Source organism: Streptomyces sp. NPDC050509 (genome assembly GCF_044457965.1).
GTDB lineage: Bacteria > Actinomycetota > Actinomycetes > Streptomycetales > Streptomycetaceae > Streptomyces.
In genome coordinates this window covers 305099-330178 of sequence record NZ_JBITHL010000002.1, presented here as the reverse complement: position 1 = coordinate 330178, position 25080 = coordinate 305099, and the positions used below count along the sequence as shown (strand labels likewise).

Below are 25080 nucleotides of genomic sequence, written 5' to 3'. Positions count from 1 at the left end.
TACCGGTCGGTGCGATGGGCTCGTGGCGGATTTACGGCATGGACAGGCGGAATACGGGAAGCGCGCCCAGGGTGCCTCTGCCCATCGTGGATGTGTGACAACGATCCAGGAAACAGGTACTCCCCATGAGGCGGGTGGTCCGCCCGGGCACTGGCGTCGCATGCGGGTCTGGGCCGGCGCCCATGCCGTCGACGACTTCTACCAGGGCCTCGTACCCGCCGCGGTCCCCTACTTCGTACTGCAGCGCGACTTCAGTTATGTGCAGGCCTCGGGGCTGGCACTCGCCGCGACGCTCGGCAGTGCGTTGCCGCAGGTGCCGATCGGACTGCTCGCCGACCGGTTCCGGCTGCGCTGGATGTCGCCGCTGGGGGTCGGCCTGGCGGGCATCGGGGCAGGGCTGTCCGGACTGGCGCCCTCCTACCCGCTGGTTTTCGCCCTCCTGCTGATGGCGGGTGTCGGTGTCGCGATGTTCCATCCGCCCGCGGGGCGCGATGCGCGCCGTGCGGCCGGGGGCAGTGCCACCGCGATGAGCTACTTCGCCGCGGGCGGCAGCGTGGGGTTCTTCGTCGCCCCGGCGCTGGTCACACCGGCCCTGGACAACCTCGGGATGGGCGCGACCGCGCTGTTCATCCCGCCTGCCGTCCTCATGGGTTTCGTCCTGCTGCGCCATCACCACCGCACGCCCGGTGCGGCGGTCGAGAAGGAGCAGCGCCAGGGCAAGGACCGGCCGGGCCGGTTCGCGGCCCTGACCGCCGTCGAGATCGTGCGGTCCACCATCTCGACCGGGCTGAACACCTTCATCTCGCTGTACTGGATCCGCCACCTGGAGGCGAGCAGCGGCCTCGGTGGCCTCGCGCTGACGCTGGAACTCGGCGGCGGGGTGGCCGGCACGCTGCTCGGCGGACGGCTGGCAGACCGCATCGGCATGGTGCGCACCGTACAGATCGGCAACGCCGCTATGCTGCCCGCCCTGTGGCTCATGCTGATCTGCGACGACAAATACGTCGCGCTGCCCCTTGCGTTGCTGGTCGGCCTGATCTCGAACATCCCGTTCGCCGTCCTCATCAAGCTCGGCCAGGACTACCTGCCCAGCCGGCCAGGGACCGCCGCCGGCGTCACTCTCGGCCTCGCGATGAGCGCCGGCGGACTGTTCATACCACTGCTGGGCATCATCGCAACCCACTACGGTCCCCGAGGCGCACTCGCGGTGCTCGCCACCGTGCCGGTGCTCGCGATACTGCTCTCCGCCTTCTTGCGCGAACCGGTCCAGGACGAGCCGGTGCCCGCCGAGGGCTGACAGGGGCGGCCGGGGTGATCCGTACCGACATCCAGCCCGCCGACATCGGCGCCGCTCTCGAAGGCATCGCCCTGACCTCGGCGGGCGCCTGGTGCGTACCGAGAGAGGCCGGCGCTCCCGGGACGGAACAGGCAGCCGCGAAGCAGGCCGTGCTCGAAGCACACGGCGATCGGTCAGTCCTCCGCGAGCACCACGACCGTGTCGCCCTCGCGCAGGGCCAGCGGCGCGGTCTTCGAGGGGTTGAGACGCACCCCGTACAGCGGCGGTTCGTCGCTGTGTTCCGCGAGCCGGTAGCCGATGGCGGTCTCGCCGCGCTGCCGGGCCGCCTCGATCACGGTGGCGAAGTTCGCCTCGGTTCCCGGGAGGAGATAGCTCGGCGCCGGTTTGAGGTAGATCTCCGAACCCTCGGGATCGAAGAGGTCGGCGAACACCACGTCCAGCCGGCGGTTCTCGCTGAGCTGGGTGAGCAGCAGGCTGATCACCTTGGTGCTGACGATGAAGTCGTCGGCCTTGGTGACCTGCGCGACCTCACGGTTGGCGTCGTCGTTCATCTCCGTGACGATCGAGTACGGGTCGCCGAGCCGGATCTCGATGTCCCGCAGATGGAGCAGGGTGACCAGGGTGCGGTCGTCGGCCCGGCCGGGGTCGATCGTGTCGTCCGTGAGCACGACGATATGGCGATAGCCGTCCAGCTCCAGGGACTCCAGCGAGGGCCGGCTGACCGGGTCGCAGTGTTTGAAGCCCACGGTCAGGTTGTCCAGTCGCCCGATCAGGTCCTCCCGCGGCTGCCGGGGGGCCGCGATGTCCACCGCGGAGCCGGGCTGCACCAGACGGTCGAGCAGTGAGACGATCTTCGCCGCACGGGGATTCCAGCCGATGATCAACGTCCGGTCGGGCAACGGCTCGGGAGCCTCGGCCGTGGTGATCGCCGACCGTACGATCGTGGGCGGGCCGGCCGCCGCCTCGATGAGCAGATCGTCCTCGGCGACCATCAGCAGCCGGTCACCGCGTTCGATGACGGTGTCCATCGACGGGTTGACCTGTATCTTGCCGTCCTCCCGTTGCAGGCCGACGGGGATGCCGCGTTCGAAAGCCGTCAGCGATTCCCCGTAGGTGGCACCGGCCAGTGCCGGTTCGCTCCAGGGGTAGATCTCGTTGCCCATGAAGCTGAGCAGTTCGTTGAAGACGGTGGACAGCCCGGACTGCCGGTGTGCCTGCACGATCAGCCGTACGGCGATGTCGTCGACGTCGATCACCAACGCCGCGTCGCCCGCGGCCAGCCGGGCCGCCGCCAGGTTGGTCGAGTTCTGCACCGCGGCCACCACATTGGGGCGCCGCCCCGGCCATCTACGGTTGTTGAGCAGCAACAGCACCTTGATGACGTCGATATCGCTGTCTTCGGTGAGCGGCGGCAGCACCATGATCGCCTTGGCGGTGTCCGGGCTGACCAGTTCCAGGTCCTCGCGCTGCAGGGGACTGCCGGAGCGGCAGATCACCCGGGTCTTCCCGGTGTTCGGGATGCGCCGCCGGATCTCGTCGTCCATGTCGACCTTGTCCCGGTCGGCGAGGATCACCACGCAGGAGCGCCGCTCGCTCTGATTGGCCTCCACCAACTCGGCGATCACCGTGAAGATCTGGTCCGACCAGCCGAGCACGATGGTGTGCCCGCGCTCGATCAGTTGTGACTTGCCCTTGCGCAGTTCCTGGATACGGGTCTCCAGACCGGTCGTGATCACACCGATCAGCGCGCTGACGATGAAGATCCCGCCGATGGTCACCGTGAGCATGAGGATCAGGAACAGCGGCTGCCCGGTGTCCCCGCCCATCGTGCCCGGGTCGAGGGTGCGCAGCAGACTCATCCAGACGACGCCCGGCCAGCCGCCGTTCTCCTCCGTGTCCTGGTGGGCCAGCACCACCACCGTGCTGGAGACCAGGGTGATCAGTGCCAACGAGGCCAGCCCCAGCCAACCGATCAGCGCCGGGGTGCCGCGGTCCATCGTTCCGTCGAACCAGTACCGCAGCCGCTCCCGCAGCGTCTTGCGCATGCCGAAATCCTCCATGTTTCCATCCGCCGCCGTACCCAACAGGGCTCTACGGACGGCGTGTTACTCATCAGAGGGTGTCGCCCCGCCCCTGACCACGCCAATCGCGGTGACAAAGTCACGCAGATCGCGACACGTGTCGTCACCCGGGTGGCGACACGTGTCCCTGGAACAGCCGACGCCGCACAACCATTCGCCGCACCCATCTGTCACACCAGGCGTCCGTCAGAAGACTTCCAACGAACGGAAGGGTGTATGCGACATGTCGTTTCCTGGACGGCGTCGGCGCTTCGGCGCCCTGACCGCCATCGCGGTCGCCCTGCTCGGCGTGGGGCTCATCGGCGCCCCCGCCCAGGCCGAACCATCGGGCAGCAGCGCTGCGCGGCTCAGTCCTGAACTGAACTTCACCGTCTCCCGGGACAAGATCGGTCTGCCGCAACCACTGGTCTACCCGGGCGACCCGGCGCAGATCGGCTGGGGTCTGCCCGGCGATCCCGACGGGGGCACCGCGGAGGACGTGGTCGTCACCATCGATGTGTCCGGCATCTCCGCCTTCGCCGACGTCATGGGCGTCCGTTGCCCCGGGAACCTGTGTTCCTGGCCGGTCAGGGACATCGAGGCGGACGGTTTCGCCGGCGGCCTCCTGGAGCTGCTGGCCAAGCCGGACGCTCCGCTCGGCACCACGGGGACCGCCCGGCTCACCGCGACGTCCTCCAACGCGACGATCGCCTCCCTCACCGTGCAGGTCACCGTCGGCACCGTGGAACTGGTCGTCAACCGGCTGCCGCAGAAGGACGGTGCGGAGCCCGGCACTTCGCTCGAAGCACCCATCACCGTCGCCAACATGGGCTCGCTCCCGGCGTCCGGCGTGGAACTGAAGCTGACCACCACCCAGGGCCTCGGCTTCGCACCGCGGTTCGCCAACTGCGCCTACGGCACGACCGACGACCTGCCCTCCGGTCATGGGCGGACGCTGGACTCCGCCGTGTGCCGGGTCGGCACACCGGTCGAACCGGGCAAGCGCTACCGGCTGTCGACCTCCGTGGGCCTCGATGTCAAGGGGACGGCGCTCTTCGAGTTCCTGGACTACCGGGTGAAGCCGCTGACCGGCACCGCCCCCACCACCGCGGACCCGCGCGACGGCGGAACCAGGAGCTCCGGCCCGAGCGGCGAAGCACCTGTGCTCACGCTGGTGCCGGACGGCGAAGCGCCCCCGCCCGGCACCGTGACGGAACAGGGGATGTGGAAGATCAACGCCGCCAACACCGCCGATCTCGCTGTCACCGGCGACTCCGTCACCGCCGAGGCCGGCCCCGGCACGGAGGTGACGCTGACGGCGAAGCTCCGCAACGACGGGCCCGCCACCTTCGACCTCCTCACCTCCGACGACCAGATCGGGCTGCTGGTCGACATTCCCGAGGGCACCACGGCGGTGAAGGTCCCCGAACGCTGCCGCCTCTGGACCGACCTCGGAACGGACGAACCCCGCCCCGGAGCCCCGCAGTACATGTGCGCGACCCGCTCGCCGTTCGCCGTGGGCCAGGCCGTGGACCTGCCGTTCACGCTGCGCGTCACCGAGGACGCACCGGCCACCACCCGCGCCACGATGCGCACCATGTCGGTGAACGGCGGGGAGCTGACGTTCGACACCCACCAGGCCAACAACACCGCCCAGTTCACGGTGCGGGTGAAGAACGGCGGGGGCAGCGGCGGGGCGCCCGGCCCGGACGGCGCCGCCGGCGGAAACGGCAAGCAGCCACACACCCAGACCATCAGTGCACCCCGGACCGCCCCGGTTGCCCCGGGCACCCCTGTCAACCCGGGCACCCCGGGCGCCCCGGGCATGCTGGCCGCCACCGGCACCGGCGGCGCGGCGGCCGCCCTCTGGGCGAGCGGCGCGGCGCTCGCCGCGGGCGCCGCGCTCCTGGCCGCCACTCGCGGACGCCGCCACCGCACCGCCGGCTGACCCTGGCGCACCGGAGGCCGGCCCCGCCGTTCCTCGGCCGGCCTCAGCGCCCCTCAGGCCCCGGAGGCGCCTGCTTGTCCCGACGGTCTTCGGGACGGGTGTTTCCGGGGCGCGGAGCTGTCCGCATCAAGATCCCGTAGATCTGTGCCGCTCTTCAGCACTTCAGCACTTCAGCACTTCAGCACTTCAGCACTTCAGCACTTCAGCACTTCAGCACTTCAGCACTTCAGCACTTCAGCACTTCAGTTGCGGGACGAGCCCCTTCCGCCGCCGGTTCCGCGTGACGATCTTCCTGTCGACACCGGGGCGAGAGGCGTTGGAACGGCTCCCCAGGTCCTGGACCTTGAGTTTCATCTTGCCCCGAAGGTCGGCAAGTCCGCGGTCTCCGCACGTCGAACCGTTCGGCGCGCGGTAGTAGAGGCAGCAGCTCCGGCGGCGGAACGTAAGGTCGGGGCATGCGCGGCCCGGCGGGGGCACGGGCGTCGTCCACGGTTCCTGTCCCTCCGTCCGGCTCTCCGTGCGGCTCTCCGTCCGTTTGGTCAGGAGACCGTACGCCGTCGCGGGGGCGTGATGGTGTAGAGGTCGAGTATGTCCGGCCGAGGTGCGACACCCGGCCCGCCGGCACGTGCCCAGGCGGCGATGTCCTCGGTCGCGTCCGGATCGTTGACCAGCCCCAGCCAGACGGGCCGGGCACCGGCGGCGCGGCCCTCGGCGGAGGGCTGGACGACGATGACGTTGGCCTGTTCGCAGACGTCCAGGCAGGCGGAGACCCGTACCGGCACCTGGGCCCGCAGACGCGCGGTCTGGGCGGCGTGGTCGACGCCGGGTATCTTCGGGCTGCCGCAGCAGCAGTCACGGCACACGACAACTCGGCAGGGAACCGGTTCGCGGCCGGGCGGGGCGGTGTCGGCGGACATGCCGCATCGTTCCTCTCTTCCGGGGAGATCCGCCCCGGTGGTCCGTCGAGGAGGCGACCGCGTGAGTCTCCTGGCTCTCGGGTCACGGCTCGCTCCGCGCCTTCCCGCCCTGTGCGGGCAGTGGTCGTGTGCGGGGCTCGCTCGCCGATCACAGTGGCGGGACCGCGCCGGATTTCCACCGGCTTCCTCGGACCGCCGTCGCCTTGTTGCTCCGGCCATCCTTCCACCCCCTTCTCCCCGCTGTCAGCAAGGGGGCACTTTGCCGGCCCCCGAAGGAACGTAATATCGCCTGGTCATCGCCGCGACGGGAACCAGGAAGCCGGTGCGAGTCCGGCACGGTCCCGCCACTGTGACCGGCGGTTCGTCCTCATCCGTACGCCATGTACGGAAAGGGGAATCTTCGCCGACCTGGACGACGTCTTCGGCGACGTCTCCTGGGAGCAGGTCGACGAGTGTCGGCCCGAGGTCATCGCCCTCTACGACTAGGCCGGCTCCGGGAGCGTCGAGCAGAGGAAGAAGTTCCCGCTCGTCCAGCCCGTCCTCGCCGACGTACCCGCGGTGAGGAACAAGCGGTTCGTCGTCCTGCCGCTGACGGCGACCCTGGTCGGCATCCGGTCGGCGTACTCACCGCGCTGTGCGGCGGGCCGTTCTTCCTGTGGCTGATGCGTGGCCTGCGGCCCACCCGCCGAAGTCCTCACACCCCGACTCCTGGCCGACGTGTACCAGGTCACGGGCGTGGTCACCGTCCATCCGCGCACGGGGGCGCCCCAGGTGACCTTCCTGCCCGAGTGACAACAGAGCCGGACGGCGGCAAGTCCTCCCGAGCGCCTGACCGGTAAGGCCGTCGCCCCACCCGCCGGCCTGGTCCCCTCCAACGGAAGGGCCCACGTCACCGGGGGACGGAAGGCGAGGAAGCTCAGGACGCATTGACGTGGGCACGCCATTGCCATACGTTCCGGGAGCGCTCTCAGCCATCTCGTCGATCCCGGAGACGCTCATGTCGATAACGTTGTCAGTCCGGATGCGTCATCTGGTGGCACTGCTCGCCGTGGCGCTTCTCGCTGCCCTGAACCCACAAGCCGTGGCCCCGGCCGCGGCCGTGGGCGCCGCCCCGACCGCGGCCATCTGCAACACGTACTGCGACGCGCGCGACCCCGCGCTCTCACCGCAGGACCGTCGCCCCGTCTCCACCACCCTCTTCTCCCGCTCGATCGTCCTCCACTTCGACGACCAGGACGCGATGGGCTGGGCCTCGACGGACAACGGCAGCCCCGGCGACGAGGTCTGGCTCGACCGGTCCTTCGACGGCGGGCGCACCTGGAGCTCCGGCAGCCGCCTCGGCGCCACCACCGTGCCCGCCGGACAGCGCGGCCGGCGCACCCTCATGTACAACGTGGACGACTGGAACACCAACGGGGTCGGCGCGCTGCGCGCCTGCGGAAAGGCCGGCGACCGTACGGACATCGCCTGCACACCCTGGGCGCGTACGACCTGGAACGCGTGGGACCGCCGGACGGCCGCGGCCACGGCGCAGATGCAGTTCTACAACAACGGCACCGGGCTGTTCGACACCACCGGCTGGTGGAACTCGGCCAACGCGCTCACCGCGGTCATCGACAACATCCGCGTTTCGGGGATGCCCAGCTACCGCTACGCCATCGCCAACACCTACGATCGCCAACTGAACGCACAGGGAGGCCAGTTCCGCAACGACTACATCGACGACACCGGGTGGTGGGGGCTGGCCTGGATCGCCGCGTACGACGCGACCGGTGACAGCCGCTATCTGAACACCGCACGCGCGGACGCCGATCACATGGCCTCGTACTGGGACGGCGTCTGCGGCGGCGGTGTGTGGTGGAGCACCGCGAAGACCTACAAGAACGCCATCGCCAACTCCCTCTACATCCAGCTCAACGCGGCACTGCACAACCGCATCCCCGGCGACACCGCCTATCTGGGCCGGGCCCGCGCCGGCTGGTCGTGGTTCCAGGGGACCGGGATGGTCAACAGTTCGCGCCTGGTGAACGACGGCATCGATCTGTCCACCTGCCGTAACAACGGCGCCGCCGTCTGGTCGTACAACCAGGGTGTGCTGCTCGGAGCGCTCACGGAGCTGAACCGAGCCACCCAGGACGCCGCGCTCCTCACCACGGCACGACAGATCGCCGACGCGGCCACCACCTCCTCGTCCCTGAACACCGGCGGCATCCTGCGCGACCCGTGCGAGGGCGGTGACTGCGGGGCCGACGGCCCGTCCTTCAAGGGCGCGCACGTCCGCGGGCTCGGCAAGCTCAACGCGGCGCTCGCCGACCACCCGTACACGGCGTATCTGTCCAGGCAGGCGGACGCCGCGTACGCCCGTGACCGCAATCCTCTCGGCCAGTACGGGCTGCGCTGGAACGGACCCCTCGACACGACGGACGCGGCACGCCAGCACAGCGCGCTCGACCTGCTGAACGCGGCGCCCTGACCGCCCCGCCCTCCAGGACGTACCGGGGTACGGGCAACCGGGCCGCCGACCTGATCGCACGGGAGACCATCGCGAGGAACTGCTGTCGCCCAAGGCCACCAGAGCGCTCATCGCCCACTACCTGACCAGACCCGAGCCCGTGTTGCGTCCGGCACCGCCCGGAACGGACCGCCTCACCGAACGCGAACGCGAGGTGCTCGGCCTCGTCGCCGCCGGGCTGTCCAACGACGACATCGCGAAACAGCTCCATGTGTCGCCCCACACCGCGAAGACGCATGTCAACCGCATCATGACCAAGCTGGGCACGCGCGACCGGGCCCAGCCCGTCGTGGTCGCCTATCAGATGGGCTTCACCCGTTCCTGGAACGGACATGGGCGGTGCGCCGGCCGCGATCACGTGAAGCGCACGAGGCTCAGGACGGCCGAAGACAGCGGCTGATCCCCACCCGCGCCAGGAGAAGGGGCAGAACGCCAAGGATCGCCTGGGGGGTGTAGCTGGCTACACCCCTGGTTCGGGAGGGTGCTCCCTCGTGGCGGAGCCGGCCGGACGGGATCGTGGAGATCAATGAGGCACACCGTCCCGGCCCCCGGCCGACGCGGACGAAGAAAGCCTCTCTTCCCCTGTCTTGTACCGCCGTTGTGGAGGCTTTCTCACCGTCATGGCAACTTTTCTGTATCACGTGGGCCGCATCGCCTTCCGGTGGCGATGGTGCGTCACCTTCCTCTGGATAGCCGTCCTGGCCGCTGTCGGCTTCGCCGCCATGAAGGCCCCGGCCTCGCCCGACGACGGGTTCGCGATGCCGGGCATCGAGTCCCAGAAGGCGTTCGACCTCCTGGACGAGCGGTTCCCCGGCACGGGGGCCGACGGGGCGAGCGCCCGGATCGTGTTCATCGCGCCGAGCGGGGAGAAGGTCACCGCCGCCGAGAACAAGGGCGCGATCGAGGATCTGGTCGACGAGGCCGCCGATGGCCCACAGGTGGCCGGTGCGGTGAACCCCTTCCAGGCGAAGGCCGTCAGCGAGGACGGCTCCACGGCCTACGCCACCATTTCCTTCAAGGCACCTGCCGGTGACCTGACCGATGCCGGCAAGGAACACCTGGAGCGCGCCGTCGACCAGGCCCGGGACGCGGGTCTGACCATCGAGATCGGCGGAGACGCCCTGGCGACCCAGCCTGCCGCGGGCGGGTCCGCCGAGATGATCGGTATCGCGATCGCGGCGGTGGTTCTGCTGATCACCTTCGGGTCCATGGCCGCGGCCGGGCTGCCGCTGCTGACCGCGGTCATCGGCGTCGCCGTCAGCATGACCGCCATCATCGCCCTGGGCAGCACGTTCGGACTGTCTCTGACCAGCGGGACGCTCGCCTCGATGCTGGGGCTGGCCTGCGGCATCGACTACGCCCTGTTCGTGGTCTCCCGCTACCGCGAGGAACGCGGAAAGGGCCGGGCCGCGCGGGAAGCCGCGGGCATGGCCGTCGGTACGGCCGGGTCCGCCGTGGTCTTCGCCGGACTGACCGTCGTCATCGCGCTGGCCGGGCTGTCGGTGGTGGGCATCCCGATGCTCACCAAGATGGGGCTCACCGCGGCCGGCGCCGTCGTCGTCTCCGTCCTCATCTGCCTGACCCTGGTCCCGGCGCTCCTCGGCTTCTGGCCCAACGCCGTGCTCGCGCGCCGTGTCCGCAAGGGCCGGAAGCCCCGCCGTACCAAGACCGACAACGCCGGCAACGCGGAGAACGCCAGCAGCCGCTGGGCACGCCTGGTCATACGCCACCCCCTGCCCGTACTGCTGCTCGGCGTCGTGGGCCTCGGCGTACTCGCCGTGCCGGCCGCCGACCTCCAGCTCGGCATGCCCGGCGACGAGGCCAAACCCACCTCCACCACCGAACGCCGCGCCTACGACGCCCTCGCCGACGGCTTCGGCCCCGGCTTCAACGGCCCCCTCACCATCGTCGTGGACACCAAGGGGGCCGACGATGCCAAGGCGGCCACCGCCGTGATCAGCCAGCGGATCGCGGACACCCCGGGTGTCGTCTCCGTCTCCCCGGCGCAGTTCAACCAGGCCGGCGACGCCGCGATACTCTCCGCCACCCCCTCCACCAGCCCCACGGACTCCAGGACGATCGACCTGGTCAAGACCATCCGGGCCGAACGTTCCGGCATCGAGCAGCAGTCCGGGGCCACGTACGAGGTCACCGGCAGCACCGCGATGAACATCGACGTCGCGAAGAAGTTCCAGGACGCGCTCGTGCCGTACCTGATCGTCGTGGTCGGCCTGGCGATCGTCCTGCTGCTCTTCGTCTTCCGCTCCCTGCTGGTACCGCTGAAGGCGGCCCTGGGCTATCTGCTCTCCGTACTGGCCTCGCTCGGTGTGGTCGTCGCGGTCTTCCAGTACGGCCACGGCGCGGAACTCCTCGGCGTCGAACAGACCGGCCCGATCATGTCGATGATGCCGATCTTCCTGGTGGGGATCGTGTTCGGCCTCGCCATGGACTATGAGGTCTTCCTGGTCTCCCGGATCCGCGAGGCATACGTCCACGGTGAACGGCCCGCGCAGGCGATCGTCTCCGGATTCCGTACCAGCGGTCGCGTGGTCGTCGCCGCCGGGCTGATCATGGTGGCGGTCTTCGCCGGATTCGTCGGTGCCGGCGAATCCATGATCAAGATGATCGGGTTCGGTCTGGCCATCGCGGTCCTCTTCGACGCCTTCGTCGTCCGGATGGCCATCGTGCCCGCCGTCCTCGCCCTCCTCGGCGACCGCGCCTGGCGCCTGCCCCGATGGCTCGACCGGATCCTGCCCGGCATCGACATCGAGGGCGAGGCCATCACCCGCGAACACCCCGCCCCCACGGCACAGACCGACCGGGACAACCCCGAACTCGTCCTCAGCAAGTAGACCCACGCAACACCGGTGGCCGCCTCCCGCAGGCGGCCACCCCTTCGGACCGGGGCCGCCCTGGCGGTATCGGCCCCGCACTCGCCGGACCCGTGGGACGGGGAACGGCGGACGGACCCTCCAGCAGGTGGCCCCGGTGGTGGCGGAGGTGCTGGTCGAAGAAGGCGCTCCGCGGGCGCTCCACAGGATCAGGTAGGGGCGCCCTTGAAGGACGCCCTCCACCCGGGCTGACACGGGGACACCGGACCGTCCCCAGCGACCGACAGCGGACCTTCAACTCACCGACCCCCGCAGCGAGTTGCCGAACAGAGTCCGTGAGATCACGGGGCACTCGGGAGCGGACGTCCCGCGCCTGGGCCGAGTTCTCCCGCGCGGGTGCTTCCGCCTCAGGACGCGGACAGGTCTTGCTCCATTCGCGTTCCGTGTGCGATCTTTGAGTCATTCCCGCCATGGAAACGTTTCCACAAGGAGGTGGAGCCGGTGACCACGATCAAGGACGTCGCGGCACGGGCCGGGGTCTCGCTGGGTACCGCGTCCCGGGTACTCAACGGGAGCAGCCAGACCTCGTCCGACTCCCGGTCCCGCGTTCTCGCCGCCGCGGCCGAGCTGGGCTACATCACCAACGGACCCGCCCGGTCCCTGCGGCGTTCCCGTACCGACGTGCTGGGGCTGCTCGTCTCGGACATCCGCAACCCGTTCTTCTCCGAACTCGCCCATGCCGCGGAGCAGGAGGCGCGGCACCACGGTTACACCGTGCTGCTGGCCAACGCGAACGAGGACGCCGGACAGGCCGACGCATACCTGCGGACCTTCGCCTCGCAACGCATCGACGGCCTGCTGCTCTCCCCGCAGGGCACGGTCTCGCCGCAGCTCACGGTCACCCTTGCCTCCGGGCTGCCGCTCGTCTTCCTCAACCGTACGGTCGAGGGCGTCGACGCCCCGCTGTACGGCACCGACAACGCGGAGGGCGTCGGCCATGTCCTGGCCTGGCTGCGGCAGCGCGGACACCGTGACGTGGCGTTCATCGGCGGCCCCGACACCATCTCCACCGGCGCGGAACGCCGCGCCGCCTACCTTGCCGGGCGCGAGAGACATGGGATCAGCACCGACGACAGGCTTCTCGACGCCGGCGACTTCCTGGCCGAGGGCGCGGCCGAGGCCATGTGCCGCGTCATCGACCGGGACGTCCCCTTCACGGCCGTCTTCGGCGCGAACGGCCTGACCACCCTCGGGGCGGTGCGCGCGCTGCGCGCGCGGCTCGGTGCGGAGCGGGCCGCCCGCATCGAGGTCGTCTCCTTCGACGACCTCGACTGGTTCGAGTTCGCCTCACCGCCCATCAGCGCGGTCCGCAACGACGCGTCGTCGATCGGCCGCCTCGGCGTGCGCGGACTGGTCGACCTCCTCGCCGGCCGCCCGGCGTCCGGGCAACGCATCGCCACCTCCTTCGTCGACCGGTCACGGGGAGCCGTCCGATGAACACACGCGTCGCCGTCGTGAACGGCGTCGACAGAGACGAAACCCCCTTCGAAAGGATCAGCCGATGAAGGTCGCCCTCGGAGCCGACCATGCCGGATACTCGCTCAAAGCGGCCGTGCGCCGGGCGATCGAGGACCTCGGCCACGAGATCGTCGACTGCGGCACCGACAGCTCCGACCCTGTCGACTTTCCCGACATCACCCGGGCCACCTGTGACCCGGTGCTCTCCGGAACCGCGGACCGGGCCGTGCTCGTGTGCGGCACCGGTCAGGGCGCCGTGATGGCCGCGAACAAACTGCCCGGCATCCGCTGCGGTCTGGCGCACGAGCCCTACTCCGCCCACCAGGCCGTCGAGCACGACGACGCCAACGCCATCGCCATGGGCGCCTGGCTCGTACCGCACGCGCTCGTGCCGGACATCGTCCGCGAGTTCCTCGCCGCCACCTTCGACGACGACGAGGACACCCGCCGCCGAGTCACCAAGCTCAACGCGCTCGACACCCTGACACCGCCGGCCTGACACCGCCGACGGGCGAGGTCCCGCGCAGCCCCGTCGTACGACGCCGCCGTGCGTCGCCCCGGCATACCCAAAACCACCGGAAAGGAGTCCCGGCCCCGCCATGCCGGCCCGGGACTCCCGCATCACGCACACGCGATCCGGAGACCCCCTGCAAGGAGAATTCCCATGTCCACCAGCACCGTTGCCGGAGGGCGAAGCGTGCTCGGCACGAAGGACCGCGTCAAGACCGCGGTCGCCGCGGCCGTCGGCACCAGCGTCGAGAACTACGACTTCATCGCCTACGGAACCGCGTCCGCGCTCTACTTCGGAGCCGTCTTCTTCCCCGAGAGCGACCGGTTCGTCGGCACACTCCTGTCGTTCGCCACCCTCGCGGTCGGCTTCGTCATGCGCCCGCTCGGCGGCGCGATCGGCGGCTACTTCGCCGACAAGGCCGGCCGCAAACCCGTCCTGGTCGCCGCCATGGTCGTCATGGGCGCCGCGACCTTCCTCATCGGTGTGCTGCCGACCTACGAACAGGCCGGTGTGGTCGCACCGATCCTGCTCGTGGCGATCCGCATGATCCAGGGACTGGCGTTCGGCGCCGAATGGGGCGGAGCGATCACCATGGCCTACGAACACGCCCCATGGCACCGCCGCGGTATGTTCGCCGCCATCCCCCAGTCCGGCAACCCCTTGGGCATCGCGCTCGCCAGCGGCGTATTCGCCTGGAGCGCCACACTCGACGGCGACTGGCAGTGGCGAACTCCCTTCCTGCTCAGCGCCGTCCTCGTCATCGTCGCGCTGATCGTGCGCTCCCGGCTCTCCGAATCCCCCGAGTTCCAGGAAGCCCAGGCCAGCGGCAAGACCGAGAAGAACCCCCTCCTCGCGACCCTCCGTGACGACTGGCGGGGCATCCTGCGGGTGATCGCCCTGCGCGTCGTCGAATCCTTCGCCTACTACTCCACCGCCACCTACCTGCTCAGCTACATCACCGAACGCAACCCCGATCTACGGCCCGTCGCTCTCGGCGCCATCACAGCCGCCAGCATCCTGGCCATCGCGGTCACCTTCCTGGCCGGCACGCTCACCGACCGCATCGGACGACGCCCCATCTACATCGCGGGCTGTACGGCGGCGATCCTCTTCGCCTTCCCGATGTACCTGCTCACCAACACCGACCACCCCATAGCGGTCGTGGCCGTGTTCATCATCGGAATCGGGCTCATCCACGCCTCTCTCACGGGGACACAGGGGTCCCTGCTCACCGAGCAGTTCCGCACCGCCACGCGCACCTCGGGAGCCTCGCTCGGCTACCAGATCGCCGCGGCCGTCGGCGGCTTCGCACCGTTGCTCGCCGCAGCCCTGGTGGGTGCCTTCGGCTGGCCCGGCGCCGCCCTGCTCTACCTCGGCGCCGCCGTGATCGGCCTCGTCGGAATTCTCGTCACCAAGGAAACCTGGGGCCACGACGAGCGCGAGCGCGTACTCGCCCTCGTCGCCGAAGAACGCCGCTCCTGACATCAACGTGCCCCAGTTTGGTGCGGCCGCAGGTCGGGACCATGCTGAGGGTGTGTCCAGTAGACGGCTGATCCAGTTTTTGTAGGGGTCAGTTGGCAGCCGGGGTGAGCCGGCCTTCGAAAGCGATCTGGAAGGCGTTCAGGGGCGCCTTCCAGCGCATGGTCCACCGCTTGCGGCCCTTGCCGGTCGGGTCGAGGCTCATCAGTGCCATATAGACGCACTTCATGGCCGCGGCCTCGTTGGGGAAGTGTCCGCGGGCGCGAACGGCCTTGCGGATGCGGGCGTTGACGGACTCGACAGCGTTCGTCGAGCAGATCACCTTGCGGATCTCGACGTCGAAGGAGAGGAAGGGGACGAACTCGGCCCAGGCGTTCTCCCAGAGCCGGATGACCGCCGGGTACTTCTTGCCCCAGGTTTCCTGGAACTCACCGAACCGCTCGGCCGCGGCGGCCTCGTTCGGGGCCGTGCAAAAGGTCCACAAGCATCGCGACCAACTGCTCGTCACTCGCCGCCACGGCCCCCGCCGTCGGTTCGCTGCCTGGTATCTGCCCGATGGTGGTACCGCTCATCTGGCGTCTCCTTGATCATCGGATCCGCCGATCACTGAACACTCCCCCGTCACGATCGCCGTGGGATGACGGGCGAGCGGATCCACGGTGATGTCCATGTAGGGGAAGAGCGGCAGGCCCCACAGGATGTCATTGAGCCGGTCGGTGTCGGTGACGTCGAAGACGCTGAGGTTGGCGTACCGGCCGGCGCGGCGCCACAAGTGAAGCCACTCTCCGGTGCGCTGGAGCCGCTGTGCGTACGCCTTCTCGGCAGCCAGAGTCGTCGCCCGGACGTTCTCGTCCATGTCCGGCGGCAGGTTGACGGTCATCTGGACGGCGAAGAGCATAGTGGCCTCCGGACGGTGGTGATCGGGGACGGGTGACGCAAGAGGTCAGGAAACGGGGTCGAGAGCGAAGTCGTAGGTGACCTCGTTGCCGCCGGTGGCCGACGGACGTGGGTTCAGGACGAGTTCGGGTTTCACGGCGGACGCCACATCGTTCTGGACGTAGTCGCCGCCCTTGAAGTAGAGCTGCGTGGTGAGGGTGTCGTGGCCGCGAGCGGAGACCTTCAGATGAAGGTGGGCCGGGCGCCACGGGTGCCAGCCGGCAGCGGCGATGAGCTTGCCGCAGGAGCCGTCAGTGGGGATCTGGTAGGGGGCGGGCTGGATAGTGGTCACCGCGAACCGTCCCTGGTCGTCGGCGACGATGGTGCCCCGCAGGTTCCACTCCGGGATGCCGGGGGCGAACTGGGCGTACAGCCCGTCGTCGTCGGCCTGCCACATCTCCAGCAGTGCGCCGGGCAGCGGCCCACCGTCGGCGCTGGTGACCTGGCCCCGGAACAGCAGCGGAGTGCCGGGCTCGTCGTCCCTCATTGGCAGTGTGGTGGCACTGGACAGGGCGGGCGCGCCGGGCACGTAGTACGGGCCCTCGATGGTGCCCTTGCTGCCCTGGCGGCCGGCGGCGGCGACCTCCTCGACCACGTGCTCGATCCACACGTCCAGGAAGAGGGGCCACTCGCCGTCCTGCCCGACGGAGATCAGCCACGACTTGAGGGCGTTGTACTCCTCATAGGTCGCCCGGTGGCTGCGGATCACGTCGTGCACGGCCGTGATCACCGCGGTGGCGAGGGTGTCGACCCGTGCGGTGTCGACGCGCCGGGCGGGGGCGGCGGCGGTCTTGTCATTCAGGAAGCGCTCCGTGGCGGAGGCTCCGGAGGCGGCTGCGGTTGCCTTGAGGGTGGTGTCGGACATGACGAAGTGGCTCCTTTGCCGTTCGGGTGTGTTGTCCGTGTGTGGTCGATGGGTACGAGAGGGCCGGGGGCACGGGGACGACGGGGTGCCGCCGGGCCGGGTCAGCTGTCCTGGCGGTAGCGGTCGAGCTTGTCCGGGTCGATCGCCACGCCGAGCCCGGGGAGGTCGGGCACGGCGAGCGTGCCGTCGGTAACGGCGATCGGCTCGGCGAGCAGGTCGTCGCTCAGGTCGAGGAAGTTGGACAGTTCACCGGCGCGGCGGGAGGAGGAGGCGTGGGCCGCGCCGAACGCGGCCGTGCACACGGTGCCCAGCTGGCCGTCGATCTGGTTGCCCATGACGACCTCGACGCCCATGCCCTCGCACTGGTGGAGCACGCGCTGGGAGCCGGTGAAGCCGGTACGAGCGGTTTTGATGCTGATCGCGGTCGCAGCGCCGTCGAGCAGGGAGCGCGTCACCTCGGCGGGAGTGGTGGCGGACTCGTCCGCGACGAACGGCACGGGGCTCTGCCGCACCAGCCATCTCCGGCCGAGAACGTCGTCGGCGGGGCACAGTTCCTCGGCGAGCGTGATGCCGAGGCCATCGAGCTCGCGCAGGGCCGCGGCCGACTCCGAGGGCGTCCAGCCGCGGTTGCCGTCCACGTACATTTCGGCTTCGCCGCCGAGGGCGTCGCGCAGTGCCCGGCAGACATCCAGGTCGAGGCGGACGGGACGCCGACCGACCTTCACCTTGAAGGTGGTGATGCCGTACGTGTCCCGTATCCGCGTTGCCTCGGTGGCCATCCGCTCCGGGGTGTCGAAGCCGAGCATGTGCGCCACCCGCATCCGGTCGCTCCAGCCGCCGAGCAGCCGGGTGACCGACAGGCCCAGTGCCTGCCCGGCTATGTCCCAGAGCGCCATGTCGATGGCGGCCTTGGCCGCCGGGTTGCCGACCGTGCGGTCCAGCCGGGCGTGAATCCGTTCACGGGCGTGCACGTTCAGACCGGTGAGCTGGGGCGCGAAAATCTTCTCGATCACACCGACCACGGATGTCTGTGTCTCCCCGTAGGTGAACGGGCGGGGCGGCGCGTCGGCCACACCTGTCAGCCCTTCGTCGGTGTGGACCCGGATCAGGACGTGTTCGGCGGTGTGCACCTCGCCGCTCGCGAACCGCAGAGGCTTCGTGTAGGGGATGGCGTACGGGATGCTTTCGATGGCGGTGATTCTCATCGGGCACTCTCCTCCGCCAGGCGGGCAAGGCCGATCAGGCGGCCCACCCGGCCGGGGTGGCCGATGAGTTGGAGGCCAAGAGGCATTCCCTCGGGGGCGCGGTGACCCGGGACGGTTACGACCGGCAGGCCGAGCAACTGCCAGGGGCGGCTGAGGACCGGGGTGCCGGTGACATCCAGGCCGTGCGGGGCGGGTCCTGGCGCGGCGGGGCCGAGGATCACGTCGACGTCGTCGAGGAGTTCGAGAACCGCGACTCGTGCGTCGCGGGCGGTGGCCAGCGCCGTCCGGTACTCGTCGTCGGAGGTGGCGCGGCCTCGGTCCAGGAGGTCGTTCAGGTGCCCGCTCAGTGCCTCGGGACACCGGGCCTCGTCGGCCAGTGCGCGGGCGGCCTCGTAGGCCATGACGACGGTGTGGGCGGAGGCCAGTTCGGGCGGCCGGGCCACAGCCTCCAGTCGGAGCGACGTGTCCGGGGCGTCCGCGCCCAGAGCGCGGGCGGTGGTACGCAGCGCGTCCGACATCGCCGGGTCGATGTCGGCCAGGTCGGTGCCGGACCACACCACTACCCGGGGAGGGCGCGGCAGTTCCTCGGGCGTGGTGCCGTCGACCGCCTCGATCACGGCGGCCAGGCCGGCGACATGCGCGGTGAGCAGCCCCGGTGCGTCCAGGCTCGGGCTGAGGCCGGTGAACCCGCGGGTCGGCCAGACACCGGCGGGTGCGACGTAGCCGGCGACACCACAGAAGGAAGCGGGCCTGGTCAGGGAGCCCGCGGTCTGAGAACCCAGGGCGAGTGGCACCACACCGGCGGCGACGGCGGCGGCCGAGCCGCTGGAGGAGCCGCCGGGCGTGTGTGCGGTGTTATGCGGGTTGCGGGTCGGGCCCGGCCGGAAGTACGCGAACTCCGTGGTGACCGTTTTGCCAAGGGGCACGGCGCCCGCCTGTCGTAGCCGCTCCACCAGCCAGGCGTCCTGCGTGGCGATGTGGCCGCGGCGCAGAGACGAGCCGCACTCGGTGGGCAGTCCGGCGACGTCGATGATGTCCTTCACCCCGAACGGCAGGCCGTGCAGCGGCCCGTCAGGTGCCTGGCGTGCGGCCGTGCGGGCGCCCTCGGCGTCCAGCCGAACCCAGGCACGAATTTCTGGCTCGACGCGCTCCGCCCGCCGCAGCGCGTCCTCGACCGCCGCCGTGGCGTCGGCGCTCACGCCGTAGCGCCTTCCGGTACGCACGGTGCGGCGCCGAGCCGGTGGAAGGCGCGGTTGAAGTAGACGAGGCTCTGCCCGCCGGTGCGGGTGCGGATCCGTTCGATCTCGACGAACAGCACACTGTGTGAGCCCATCGGAAGGGTGTCCTTGATGGTGCCGACCGCGGTCACCAGTGCGTCGCTGAGCACCGGAACATCGTGGGTGCGGTCCCAGACGTCCCAGGTGAAGCGTTCGGCCATGTCCACCTTGGTGGCTCCGGCGAAGTGCAGGGCGAGTTGCTGCTGTTCGCCACCGAGTACGTTGAGGCCCACACGTCCGTTCGCCTGGAAGACGTCGTGCATCGCGCTGCCGCGGTTCACGCAGACCAGGACGGTCGGCGGATCGTCGGTGACCGAGCAGACGGCGCTGAGGGTGATGCCGCAGCGGCCGTTGGGCCCGTCGGTGGTCAGAATGTTCACGGCCGCCGGGAGGTGGGCCATCGCCTCCCGGAAGTCGTTCCGGCTGGGGTTCATGGCAGTGCCGCTCCTTTCCTGTTCGTTGCTCGGATCGCTCACCACAGCTCGACCACCAGCCGTGCCGACTTCGCCCGCGACACGCAGGCGGCGATCTGATCGCCTGCCGCCTTCTCCTTCGCGGAGAGGCAGTGGTCCCGGTGGTCCGGTTCGCCCTCGATCACGCGCAGCACGCACGTGCCACAGATGCCCTCGCGGCAGGAGGTGTCCAGCGGCACGCTGTGCTCCTCCAGCACCTCGGCGATGGTTCGGCCGGGTGGCACGGTGTAGACCTCGCCGGTGTCGAGCTCCACCTCGAAGCCGTCGTCCGGTCCGCTGTCCGGATCGGCCACGGCTTGGAACAGTTCCGAGTGGATCCGCTCCTCGGGAAGGCTCCGGGCGGCGAGTGCCCGGATGCCCGCCATGAAGTCGTGCGGGCCGCACGTGTACACGTGGGCTCCCTCGGGGAGCCCGGCCAGGGCCTCGGTCAGCGCGTCGGCCGCGGCCTGCCGGCCGAGCCCGAAGTGGCGGACCACCCGGTCGCTGAAACCGGATGTCTCCAGCGAGGTGTCGAAGGCCGCCTTCTCCCGGCTGCGGGCGACGTAGTGGAGTCGGAACTCCGCCCCACGCGCGTGCAGCTCGTAGGCCATGGCAAGCAGTGGGGTGATGCCGATGCCGGCTGCCACCAGATGGTGTTCGGTCGCCTCCGGGGCGAGGCCGAACAGGTTGCGGGGTGCTCCGACGGTGAGCCGCGTGCCGGGCCCCGCTTTGTCGTGCAGGGCTTGGGAGCCGCCGCGTGAGTCCGCTTCCCGTTTCACGGCGATGGTGTAGGCGCTCGTGTCGCCGGGCGGACCGCACAGGGAGTAGGGGCGTGTGACCCCGGTCGGGCCGGTCACATCGATGTGCGCGCCCGCCGGATAGGGGTCGAGAGGCTCGCCGTCGGTGCGGGACAGCCGTAGCACTCTGACGGAGTCGGTCTCGTCGAGGGCCCCGGTGACGGTGACAGTGAACATCCGTCTGCCTTCAGGTTCGTTGAGGGTGGGCTGACGGCGCCGTCAGCGCATGTACAGGCCTCCGTTGGCGTCCCAGCAGGCGCCGGTGACCGAGTCTGCGTGCTCGGCGGCGAGCAGCACGGCCATGTCGGCGATGAATCGCGGCCTGCCCAGCCGGCCTACGGGAATGGCCTGTTCAATGGCGGCCAACTGGTCGGGCGGGACCATCTCACGTACCACGGGAAGGTCCTGTGGCCCCGGGGAGATGGCGTTCACGGTCACCCCGTGCGAACCGAGTTCCCGGGCGAAGACCTTGGTCAGGGTGGCCACCCCGCCCTTGGCCGCCGCGTAGTGCGCGCCGGTCGCCGTGCCGCCGTTCTGGCCGGCGAGGGAGGATATGTTGACGATGCGGCCGTAGCCTCGGTCGGCGAAGTAGGCGCCGAAAACCTGGCAGCCGAAGAAGGTGCCATCGAGGTTGGTCGAGACGATGTCGCCGAAGCTGCCTGGGGTGATCTCCATCAGCGGCTCAACCTTGGACTGTCCGGCGTTGTTGACCAGGACGTGGACGGCGCCCCAGCGGGCGACGAGCTCATCGAGGACCCGGGCGAAGGCGGTCTTGTCGCGTACGTCGAGGGCGAGCCCGACGGCATAGCGGCCTTCGGGGTCGAGTTCCGCCGCCGCCTTGACGGCGGCTTCCCCGTCCAGGTCGGTGAGGGCCACGCGGTATCCGCGGTCGTACAGCCGGCCGGCGATGACAGTGCCCAGGCCACGGGCAGCCCCCGTCACGAGGGCGACACGGCAGAGATCCACCTCGTCGGGGTTCACAGAAGGAATCCCGATGCCGTGACGGTGTCCTCGGAGTTGACCAGCCGGACGATCTTCCGCAAGATCCTGGGGCCATCCGCGCCGAAGACGATCCGGTGGGTGACGTCGGCGGCCAGGACGAAGGTCTCCTCGCGCTTGTAGCCGACAAGGATCTGCGCCGAGCAGATCTCGATCGCGGCCGTCTCCCTCCCGGTCACCACGAACCGGGAGACCGAGCGGACCGTGCGGGCCGCCGCCGTGGCGGAGATGGAGAACCCGCCGGTCAGGCGTTCGATGCGCATACGGCGCATGCGGTCGTCGTCGTAGACGAGGTTGAGGCGGGAGGCGAAGTCGGTGGCCTCCCGATCGATGGGGACGACGTACTCGCCGCCCTCGGCCCACAGGGCGTCCCACTCCTCGTAGTGGCGGGCGTCGAGCAGATGGGCCTCGCGCCAGATCAGAGAGATGGCGGCGTAGGAGCGGGGGTCGCCGAGCAGGAGTTCCGCCTCTGCGAGCACTGTGCCGGTAGCTTCAGCTGCCATCGGTCATCATCCTCTTCCACATCGCGTATGCCTCTCGCATGCCCGTCTCGTCGGTCGCGTGGGAGGTGGGCTGTCCAAGGTCGTTGGGCTTTTCGCGACCGAGCCCTCGGTTGACCAGGATCGGCATGTCCGCTGCGCCGGCCACGCCTCGCTGGACGCGGTTCCAGGCTTCGGCGTCGTCGGGGCTGCCGAACCCGAATGGGCCCTGGAAGTGCTCATGGATGCGCAGCCGTTCCCGGTTGACGATCTCCGGTCCGCCGTCCAGGCCGAGGGCCACGTGCCGGATCTCCGTCTCCGTGACCGACAGCGGGCGCAGGACCCGGAAGAACGCCATCGACATGGCCACGTTCGGGAAGAGGTTCAGGTTGAAGCCGGCGCCGTGCAACGAACGGACGATGCGTCGCACCTTCTCCGGGGACAGGTCCTTGGAGAGCTCCTCGGTGATGTGGCTGAAGCGGTCTTGCAGCTTCTCGGTGCCGTCATCGACGTCGAGGTCGGCGTGTTCGGCGACGGAGACGGAGACGCTGTGGCCGTTGCCGAGGGCGTGGGTGACCGCGGTCTCGTCGGTCATGATCGACAGCATGCTCGCTGTCTCGGCGTCGACCGAGGACATCCATGAGCGGTGCACGATCGGGAAGTGGTACCAGTCGGTGGTGTTCTCCAGCTGGATCTTCCAGTTGCCCTGGAAGCGGAACTTGTGCTCGCCCTGCACCTTGAGCGGATAACCGGCGCCCTGCTTCATGAAGCGGTCGATCCACAGCCGGGCCCCGCCGAGGAAGTCCTCCAGCGGCTCGATCCCGTGGTCGAAGCTGGCGAAGATCATGCCCGCGTACGTGCCGGCCTTCAGGCGTTGCAGCGGCAGGTCCTTCTTCTCGACGACGTCCTCGTAGCCTTCGGGATAAGGGATGCCGCGCAGCGTGCCGTCCAGGGAGTACGACCAGGCGTGGTAGGGGCAGGTGAAGCCGTTGCCGTTGCCCTTGGGGGTCTCGCAGACGCTGGCGCCGCGGTGGCGGCAGCGGTTGAGCAGGACGTTGATGCCGCCCCGGCGGTCCCGGCTGACGATGACCGGCAGGCGGCCTACCCAGGCCATCTTGAAGTCGCCGGGTTTCGCGATCTCACTCTCGTGCGCGACCCACACCCAGGTGCGGTGGAAGATGCGGTCCATCTCCCGCTCGAAGAGGGACGGTTCGGTGTAGAGGGTGCCGGCGATGCGGTCGTGGCTCACCAGCTCGGCGGTCCCGGAGGGCGTGATCCCGGTGTCGGGGGTAGTGGTCATCGGGCCGCCTCCGGCTCCGGCAGTGGGCGGCCGAGCCGCGCCTCGATCTTCATGTAGCGCCACAGGCCGTGCTCGCCGACCTGGACGGTGCGGAACAGGTTGCAGGCCGCGGCGACGGTGGGCTGGTCGACGGCTTCGGCGAGGACGTAACAGGTCCAGGGCCAGGAGCCGGAGGGCCCGACCATGTGCTGGTCGTCGTCGATGGTGCCGAGGACGCTGACGCCGGGCAGCTCGTACAGCTGTGTGAGCATGCTGGTGAAGCCGCCCCAGACGGCCTTGCCCTGGCCCGTGGGGAGGTCGAAGAAGTTCTGGTTGACGCCGATACAGAACAGCACGCGCAAGGGTGTGCCGACGGGTTCGGACATGTGGCTGCCGCCTTTCGGGAGAGATTCGGCCATCGGGGGTGTCCGGAACAGGAGAGTGCCGGGACGGGAGAGGTGTTCGGCTCTCGCAGGGGGTGCCGGTTCTCGCGGGTGATCCGGAGTGTCAGAGGTATCCGGGGAAGGGCTGGACGCCCATGAGGACGGCGCCGGCGCCGTCGTACATGCCTTCCTGGAGAAAGGCGTGCTGCGGCACGACCGACGCGTCGCGCAGGTAGCGCTGGAGGGGGCTGCCGTCCGCGATGGCAGCGATGCCGCCCAGCTGGTAGGCGGACCGCACCACGTCGAAGGCGTTCTTGGCAAGATGGGTGGAGGCCAGGCGCAACAGGCTGACCTGGTGCGGGGTCGCGGGATCACCCGCCTCGACCGTGGCCCAGGCGCCCTCGGTGGCTTCGTAGAAGAAGGCGCGGGCGGAGCGCAGCCGGGCCTCGGCCTGACCGACCGCGATGCGGTAGGTGGCGCGTTCGGCGGGCTTGGGAGCGCCGGTGAAGCCGGACCGTCCGCCCTGGTCGATGACCTGGTCGAGGGCGGCACGCGCGACGCCCAGGCCGACCACGGCGAGGACCTGGGCGGCGTAGGCGACGGCCGGATAGCGGTACAGCGGTTCGTCGACAGTTGGCTCGCCGCCACGTACGAAGGTCCACTCCTCGGGAACCACGGCCGCGTCCACCACCAGGTCGTGACTGCCGGTGCCGCGCATGCCGACGACATCCCAGTTCTCGACTATCCGCACCTGCTCGGGCCGCAGGAGGGCGGTGAGAGGCCGCCCCGCCCGGTCGGTGCCGGACTTCTTGATGCCCACGCCAAGCACGTCGGCACCCTTGCAGCCACTGGCGAACTTCCAGCGGCCCGAGACGTGGTAGCCGTCGTCGCCGAGTTCCACCGACTGCACCGGGAACAGTCCGCCGGCGAAGACCAGGTCCGGGCTCTCCGCGTACAGTTCAGCCTGCGTCTCGAGGGGAAGCGCGGCCAGGTAGACGGTGGATGAGCCGAAACTGGCCACCCAGCCCGCCGATCCGTCGGCCACCGAGATCCGCTCGATGAGGCGGAGGAATTCAGCGGGCGGCAGGGCGTCTCCGCCGAAACGCTTCGGGACGCCGGCCCGGTAGATACCGGCGCTCTTGAACTCAGCGATCACCTCGCGTGGGACGTACCGCTTCTCCTCGAATTCGGCCCGCCGCTCGGCCACTACTGCCAGCACCTGACGGAGCTGTGTCATGAGGGAATCTCCTCGCATTGCCGGGCGGTTCTCTCCTCCGCCGTTTCATCACGCTATGCGCGGCAACAAGGCGCTCACCATTGGAACTTGACCTCGTC

At 69.6% G+C, this 25080-nt stretch carries 22 protein-coding genes, 3 pseudogenes and 2 riboswitches; of the genes and pseudogenes, 9 read left to right on the top strand and 16 right to left on the bottom strand.

From position 1 onward, the window contains the following. The first annotated feature begins 160 nt into the window (after window positions 1-160). Entirely contained in the window at window positions 161-1297 is a 1137-nt protein-coding gene (locus ACIBJC_RS06780; protein WP_399288918.1) for an MFS transporter, read from the top strand. A 173-nt stretch (window positions 1298-1470) separates the two neighbouring features. Here ACIBJC_RS06780 and ACIBJC_RS06775 read toward each other — a convergent pair whose 3' ends face one another. Continuing rightward, window positions 1471-3342, bottom strand: coding sequence for a potassium transporter TrkA (locus ACIBJC_RS06775; protein ID WP_399288915.1), 1872 nt, complete (start codon window positions 3340-3342; stop codon window positions 1471-1473). Window positions 3343-3601: 259 nt separating this feature from the next. Between ACIBJC_RS06775 and ACIBJC_RS06770 the strand changes: the two genes are divergently transcribed. Then, window positions 3602-5305: a hypothetical protein gene (locus tag ACIBJC_RS06770; protein ID WP_399288912.1), complete on the top strand. Its 1704-nt coding sequence runs from the start codon at window positions 3602-3604 to the stop codon at window positions 5303-5305. A gap of 369 nt (window positions 5306-5674) precedes the next feature. On the opposite strand, the pseudogene ACIBJC_RS06765 reads toward ACIBJC_RS06770, so the two are convergent. The 3 genes and pseudogenes from ACIBJC_RS06765 to ACIBJC_RS06755 form a co-directional block, all read right to left on the bottom strand. Next, window positions 5675-5758, bottom strand: a pseudogene (locus tag ACIBJC_RS06765) ((2Fe-2S)-binding protein); the annotation flags it as partial. 86 nt (window positions 5759-5844) lie between these two features. After that, on the bottom strand, window positions 5845-6222 hold the full coding sequence (locus ACIBJC_RS06760) for a (2Fe-2S) ferredoxin domain-containing protein (protein ID WP_399288909.1): 378 nt from the start codon (window positions 6220-6222) through the stop codon (window positions 5845-5847). A gap of 63 nt (window positions 6223-6285) precedes the next feature. Then, a riboswitch (cobalamin riboswitch) is annotated at window positions 6286-6411 on the bottom strand. 125 nt (window positions 6412-6536) lie between these two features. Further along, window positions 6537-6672, top strand: a riboswitch (cobalamin riboswitch). Between the two features lie 32 nt (window positions 6673-6704). Next, window positions 6705-6920 carry a hypothetical protein gene (locus ACIBJC_RS06755; RefSeq protein WP_399289856.1) on the bottom strand — a complete coding sequence of 72 codons (216 nt, stop codon included), beginning with the start codon at window positions 6918-6920 and terminating at the stop codon, window positions 6705-6707. On the opposite strand from ACIBJC_RS06755, the pseudogene ACIBJC_RS06750 reads away from it, so the two are divergent. From ACIBJC_RS06750 to ACIBJC_RS06720, 7 genes and pseudogenes are all read left to right on the top strand, one after another. Then, window positions 6889-7014, top strand: a pseudogene (locus ACIBJC_RS06750) (histidinol phosphatase); the annotation flags it as partial. The gene ACIBJC_RS06755 and the pseudogene ACIBJC_RS06750 overlap by 32 nt on opposite strands. Before the next feature lie 205 nt (window positions 7015-7219). Further along, a complete protein-coding gene (locus tag ACIBJC_RS06745) occupies window positions 7220-8695 on the top strand; it encodes a glycoside hydrolase family 76 protein (protein WP_399288906.1) in 1476 nt (491 codons plus the stop codon). A gap of 139 nt (window positions 8696-8834) precedes the next feature. Next, entirely contained in the window at window positions 8835-9134 is a 300-nt protein-coding gene (locus tag ACIBJC_RS06740) for a response regulator transcription factor (RefSeq protein ID WP_399288904.1), read from the top strand. Window positions 9135-9354: 220 nt separating this feature from the next. Continuing rightward, on the top strand, window positions 9355-11586 hold the full coding sequence (locus ACIBJC_RS06735) for an MMPL family transporter (protein ID WP_399288901.1): 2232 nt from the start codon (window positions 9355-9357) through the stop codon (window positions 11584-11586). Window positions 11587-12066: 480 nt separating this feature from the next. Beyond that, window positions 12067-13062, top strand: a complete 996-nt coding sequence (locus ACIBJC_RS06730) for a LacI family DNA-binding transcriptional regulator (protein ID WP_399288898.1) — start codon at window positions 12067-12069, stop codon at window positions 13060-13062. Window positions 13063-13126: 64 nt separating this feature from the next. Further along, window positions 13127-13582, top strand: a complete 456-nt coding sequence (locus ACIBJC_RS06725; protein ID WP_399288896.1) for an RpiB/LacA/LacB family sugar-phosphate isomerase — start codon at window positions 13127-13129, stop codon at window positions 13580-13582. Between the two features lie 165 nt (window positions 13583-13747). Beyond that, on the top strand, window positions 13748-15076 hold the full coding sequence (locus tag ACIBJC_RS06720) for an MFS transporter (protein WP_399288894.1): 1329 nt from the start codon (window positions 13748-13750) through the stop codon (window positions 15074-15076). Window positions 15077-15164: 88 nt separating this feature from the next. Here the strand turns inward: ACIBJC_RS06720 and ACIBJC_RS06715 are convergent. From ACIBJC_RS06715 to ACIBJC_RS06660, 12 genes and pseudogenes are all read right to left on the bottom strand, one after another. Beyond that, window positions 15165-15542: pseudogene (locus ACIBJC_RS06715) on the bottom strand (transposase); the annotation flags it as partial. A gap of 99 nt (window positions 15543-15641) precedes the next feature. Next, a complete protein-coding gene (gene catC / locus ACIBJC_RS06710; protein ID WP_399288891.1) occupies window positions 15642-15971 on the bottom strand; it encodes a muconolactone Delta-isomerase in 330 nt (109 codons plus the stop codon). A 45-nt stretch (window positions 15972-16016) separates the two neighbouring features. Further along, entirely contained in the window at window positions 16017-16874 is an 858-nt protein-coding gene (gene catA / locus ACIBJC_RS06705; protein ID WP_399288887.1) for a catechol 1,2-dioxygenase, read from the bottom strand. A 101-nt stretch (window positions 16875-16975) separates the two neighbouring features. After that, entirely contained in the window at window positions 16976-18079 is a 1104-nt protein-coding gene (locus ACIBJC_RS06700) for a mandelate racemase/muconate lactonizing enzyme family protein (RefSeq protein ID WP_399288884.1), read from the bottom strand. Continuing rightward, entirely contained in the window at window positions 18076-19278 is a 1203-nt protein-coding gene (locus ACIBJC_RS06695; RefSeq protein ID WP_399288882.1) for an amidase, read from the bottom strand. Before ACIBJC_RS06695 ends, ACIBJC_RS06700 begins: the two co-directional genes overlap by 4 nt. Continuing rightward, entirely contained in the window at window positions 19275-19790 is a 516-nt protein-coding gene (locus tag ACIBJC_RS06690) for a flavin reductase (RefSeq protein ID WP_399288879.1), read from the bottom strand. The genes ACIBJC_RS06695 and ACIBJC_RS06690 overlap by 4 nt, the downstream gene beginning before the upstream one ends. Before the next feature lie 38 nt (window positions 19791-19828). Beyond that, on the bottom strand, window positions 19829-20782 hold the full coding sequence (locus tag ACIBJC_RS06685; RefSeq protein ID WP_399288876.1) for a PDR/VanB family oxidoreductase: 954 nt from the start codon (window positions 20780-20782) through the stop codon (window positions 19829-19831). Between the two features lie 42 nt (window positions 20783-20824). After that, window positions 20825-21586, bottom strand: a complete 762-nt coding sequence (locus tag ACIBJC_RS06680; protein WP_399288873.1) for an SDR family NAD(P)-dependent oxidoreductase — start codon at window positions 21584-21586, stop codon at window positions 20825-20827. Further along, a complete protein-coding gene (locus ACIBJC_RS06675) occupies window positions 21583-22107 on the bottom strand; it encodes an aromatic-ring-hydroxylating dioxygenase subunit beta (protein WP_399288870.1) in 525 nt (174 codons plus the stop codon). The genes ACIBJC_RS06680 and ACIBJC_RS06675 overlap by 4 nt, the downstream gene beginning before the upstream one ends. Further along, window positions 22097-23383 (bottom strand): Rieske 2Fe-2S domain-containing protein, encoded by a 1287-nt coding sequence (locus tag ACIBJC_RS06670; RefSeq protein WP_399288867.1) that lies wholly within the window; start codon window positions 23381-23383, stop codon window positions 22097-22099. Before ACIBJC_RS06670 ends, ACIBJC_RS06675 begins: the two co-directional genes overlap by 11 nt. Further along, entirely contained in the window at window positions 23380-23748 is a 369-nt protein-coding gene (locus tag ACIBJC_RS06665; RefSeq protein WP_399288864.1) for a hypothetical protein, read from the bottom strand. The genes ACIBJC_RS06670 and ACIBJC_RS06665 overlap by 4 nt, the downstream gene beginning before the upstream one ends. Window positions 23749-23869: 121 nt before the next feature. Further along, window positions 23870-24982 (bottom strand): acyl-CoA dehydrogenase family protein, encoded by a 1113-nt coding sequence (locus ACIBJC_RS06660; protein ID WP_399288861.1) that lies wholly within the window; start codon window positions 24980-24982, stop codon window positions 23870-23872. Window positions 24983-25080 lie beyond the last annotated feature (98 nt).

Coding starts and splice junctions, on each gene's coding strand:
- ACIBJC_RS06780 (WP_399288918.1), top strand. CDS start 161: ATGCGGGTCTGGGCCGGCGCCCATGCCGTCGACGACTTCTACCAGGGC.
- ACIBJC_RS06775 (WP_399288915.1), bottom strand. CDS start 3,342: ATGCGCAAGACGCTGCGGGAGCGGCTGCGGTACTGGTTCGACGGAACG.
- ACIBJC_RS06770 (WP_399288912.1), top strand. CDS start 3,602: ATGTCGTTTCCTGGACGGCGTCGGCGCTTCGGCGCCCTGACCGCCATC.
- ACIBJC_RS06760 (WP_399288909.1), bottom strand. CDS start 6,222: ATGTCCGCCGACACCGCCCCGCCCGGCCGCGAACCGGTTCCCTGCCGA.
- ACIBJC_RS06745 (WP_399288906.1), top strand. CDS start 7,220: ATGTCGATAACGTTGTCAGTCCGGATGCGTCATCTGGTGGCACTGCTC.
- ACIBJC_RS06735 (WP_399288901.1), top strand. CDS start 9,355: ATGGCAACTTTTCTGTATCACGTGGGCCGCATCGCCTTCCGGTGGCGA.
- ACIBJC_RS06725 (WP_399288896.1), top strand. CDS start 13,127: ATGAAGGTCGCCCTCGGAGCCGACCATGCCGGATACTCGCTCAAAGCG.
- ACIBJC_RS06720 (WP_399288894.1), top strand. CDS start 13,748: ATGTCCACCAGCACCGTTGCCGGAGGGCGAAGCGTGCTCGGCACGAAG.
- catC (WP_399288891.1), bottom strand. CDS start 15,971: ATGCTCTTCGCCGTCCAGATGACCGTCAACCTGCCGCCGGACATGGAC.
- catA (WP_399288887.1), bottom strand. CDS start 16,874: ATGTCCGACACCACCCTCAAGGCAACCGCAGCCGCCTCCGGAGCCTCC.
- ACIBJC_RS06700 (WP_399288884.1), bottom strand. CDS start 18,079: ATGAGAATCACCGCCATCGAAAGCATCCCGTACGCCATCCCCTACACG.
- ACIBJC_RS06690 (WP_399288879.1), bottom strand. CDS start 19,790: ATGAACCCCAGCCGGAACGACTTCCGGGAGGCGATGGCCCACCTCCCG.
- ACIBJC_RS06685 (WP_399288876.1), bottom strand. CDS start 20,782: ATGTTCACTGTCACCGTCACCGGGGCCCTCGACGAGACCGACTCCGTC.
- ACIBJC_RS06675 (WP_399288870.1), bottom strand. CDS start 22,107: ATGGCAGCTGAAGCTACCGGCACAGTGCTCGCAGAGGCGGAACTCCTG.
- ACIBJC_RS06670 (WP_399288867.1), bottom strand. CDS start 23,383: ATGACCACTACCCCCGACACCGGGATCACGCCCTCCGGGACCGCCGAG.
- ACIBJC_RS06665 (WP_399288864.1), bottom strand. CDS start 23,748: ATGTCCGAACCCGTCGGCACACCCTTGCGCGTGCTGTTCTGTATCGGC.
- ACIBJC_RS06660 (WP_399288861.1), bottom strand. CDS start 24,982: ATGACACAGCTCCGTCAGGTGCTGGCAGTAGTGGCCGAGCGGCGGGCC.